2 protein-coding genes and 1 pseudogene are annotated in these 2,671 nt (G+C 72.6%); all 3 read right to left on the reverse strand.

Going from position 1 to position 2,671, the window contains the following annotated elements; translation table 11 throughout:
* A pseudogene (locus tag AB0M52_RS32965) lies at positions 1-1,096 on the reverse strand (histidine kinase); the annotation flags it as partial.
* Positions 1,097-1,271: 175 nt separating this feature from the next.
* Positions 1,272-2,039 carry a 3-oxoacyl-ACP reductase gene (locus AB0M52_RS32970; RefSeq protein WP_363961756.1) on the reverse strand — a complete coding sequence of 256 codons (768 nt, stop codon included), beginning with the start codon at positions 2,037-2,039 and terminating at the stop codon, positions 1,272-1,274.
* 1 nt (position 2,040) lies between these two features.
* Positions 2,041-2,671: aldehyde dehydrogenase family protein (locus AB0M52_RS32975; RefSeq protein ID WP_363961758.1), on the reverse strand; the 631-nt coding region annotated here is incomplete at its 5' end.

The following is a 2,671-nucleotide window of genomic DNA, read 5'->3' on the forward strand; positions in this document are numbered from 1 at the left end:
CGAGCACCAGGGTCAGCGGGGTACGGAACTCGTGGCTCACGTTGGCGAAGAAGTTGGTCTTCGCCAGATCCAGGGCGGCCAGCTCGGCGGCCCGGGTCTGCTCCTGCTCGTACGCCCGCTGCTTGCCGACGGCGCGGGAGACCTGGGCGGCGACCAGTTCGAAGAACGTCCGGTAGGCACCGGTGAACGGCAGCCGGCGGGCCACCCCCAGCACCAGCACCCCGGCCAGCTCGTTGGTCGCGCTGATCGGCAGCAGCACCGCCTCGTCGGCCGCGTCGGCCGGAACGTGCCCGAGCAGGTCGACCGTGGCCACCACATCGCCGGCGCCGGTCGCGGCGACCTCGACCAGCCGGGCGGACGGACCGACGGCGACGGGCTCGGCGCCACTGACCCCGGTCAGGCGCAGGTGCCCGTCGGTGTCGCGCAGGTAGAGCAGCCCGAACGGCACGTCCGGCCGGTGCCGGTCGAGCACGCCCGCGGCGACCCGGCCGAGCTCCGCGCTGCCGCCCGGATCGGGCAGTTCCGAACCGAGTTCAGCCAGGGCGCGCAGCCGGCGCTCGCCGAGCACCCGGCCGGTGGTCTCGCTACAGATGCAGATGACGCCGTTGATCGACCCGTCCGCGCCCCGGATCGGGTCGTACGAGACGTCGAAGTAGACGTCCTCGACGAAGCCGTGCCGGTCGAGCAGGAAATGGTGATCCCGCCCCTGGTACGCCTCGCCGCCACGCAGCACACCGGCCAGCACCGGCCCGAGCACGTCCCAGGTCTCCGCCCAGTGCTCCTCGGCGGGCTGCCCGAGGACGGCGGGATGCTTGTCGCCGATGGTCGGCCGGTAGGCGTCGTTGTAGAAGGCGCGCAGGTCCTCGCCCCAGAACATGGCGATCTGCGCCTTCGAGGCGAGCATCGTGCTGATGGCGTTGCCCAGCGCGGCGGGCCAGTGGTCCGGGGTGCCGAGCGGGCTGGCCGACCAGTCGTGGTCGCGCAGCAGCGCGCCCATCTCACCGCCGCCGGCGAACGCCGCCGCGAGCAGCGGCGGAATCTCGCCGCCCGCTGCGAACCTATGGCTCCCGTCCGCGCCCCCCTGGGCCGAGCTCATGCAGCCTCCCCGGCCGATTCCTGACGTGCCCTGATCATCAATGCCGTGCACCGACTTCTACCCCGACGGACCAGCAACGTAACGCGTGCGGCCCATTCGACGCTGCTTGACTCCACGGTGCCGAGCGGTCACCGGCCGACACCACCCAGACCGGTCACAGCAGGTGTCTGCGCGATCACAGTGGGGTGACGTACGCGCCGGTGATCCCCCCGTCGACCACGAACTGCGCGGCAGTCATGAACGAGGCGTCGTCGCTGGCCAGGAACGCCACCGCGGCGGCGATCTCGGCCGGCTCGCCGAACCGCCCCATCGGCACGTGCACCAGCCGGCGCGCGGCCCGCTCCGGATCGGCCGCGAACAGCTCCCGCAGCAACGGTGTGGCCACCGGCCCCGGGCACAGCGCGTTCACCCTGATGCCCTCCCGGGCGAACTGCACACCCAGCTCCCGGGTCAGCGCCAGCACCCCGCCCTTGCTCGCGGTGTACGCGATCTGCGACGTCGCCGCGCCCATCAGCGCCACGAAGGAGGCGGTGTTGATGATCGACCCCCGGCCCTGCCGACGCATGTGCGGGATGACGTGCTTGCAGCAGAGGTAGACGCTGGTGGTGTTGACCCGCAGCACCCGCTCCCAGGCGTCCAACCCGGTGTCCAGGATGGAGTCGTCGTCGGGCGGGGAGATGCCGGCGTTGTTGAACGCGATGTCCACCCGCCCGTACCGCTCGACCACCCCGTCGAAGAGGTCCCGTACCGCCGTCTCGTCGGCCACGTCGGCGGCGACGAACGTCCCGCCCACCTCGTCGGCGGCCCGCCCGCCGGCCCCGGCGTCGATGTCGACGCAGACCACCCGGGCCCCCTCGGCGGCGAACCGCCGCACCGTGGCCAGCCCGATCCCGCTCGCCGCCCCGGTCACCACGGCGACCCGGTCCTGCAACCGTCCCTGCATCTCACTCCTCCGTGCTGATGAACACGTTCTTGACGTCGGTGAACGCGTGCAGGGCGTCCGGACCCAGCTCCCGGCCCAGGCCGGAGCGCTTCATCCCGCCGAACGGGGTCCAGTACCGCACCGAGGAGTGCGAGTTGACGCTCAGATTGCCCGCCTCCACCGCCCGGGCCACCCGCAGCGCCCGGCCCACGTCACGGGTCCAGATCGAGCCGGACAGGCCGTACTCGGTGTCGTTGGCCAGCCGGATCGCGTCGGCCTCGTCGTCGAACGGCAGCACCGAGACGACCGGGCCGAAGATCTCCTCGCGCCAGTGCCGGTCGGCCGGCGACTCGGCGAACAGCACGGTCGGGGCGTACCAGTAGCCGGGGCCGTCGGGGCAGGATCCGGTGAAGGCGACCCGCGCCCCGTCGACGTAGCCGGCGACCCGGTCCCGGTGCCCGGCCGAGATCAGCGGGCCCATCTCGGCGCTCTCGTCGGCCGGGTGGCGCACCCGGAAGGCGCGTACCGCCGGTTCGAGCAGTTCCAGGAAGCGGTCGTACACCGGGCGCTGCACCAGGATCCGGGAGCGGGCACAGCAGTCCTGGCCGGCGTTGTCGAAGACCGCGTACGGCGCGCTGGCCGCCGCCCGTTCC

Source organism: Micromonospora sp. NPDC051296 (genome assembly GCF_040682255.1).
Taxonomy (GTDB): Bacteria; Actinomycetota; Actinomycetes; order Mycobacteriales; family Micromonosporaceae; genus Micromonospora; species Micromonospora craterilacus.

Excerpts from the sequence above, each read along its gene's own strand:
- AB0M52_RS32970 (WP_363961756.1), bottom strand. The coding sequence starts at position 2,039 with ATGCAGGGACGGTTGCAGGACCGGGTCGCCGTGGTGACCGGGGCGGCG.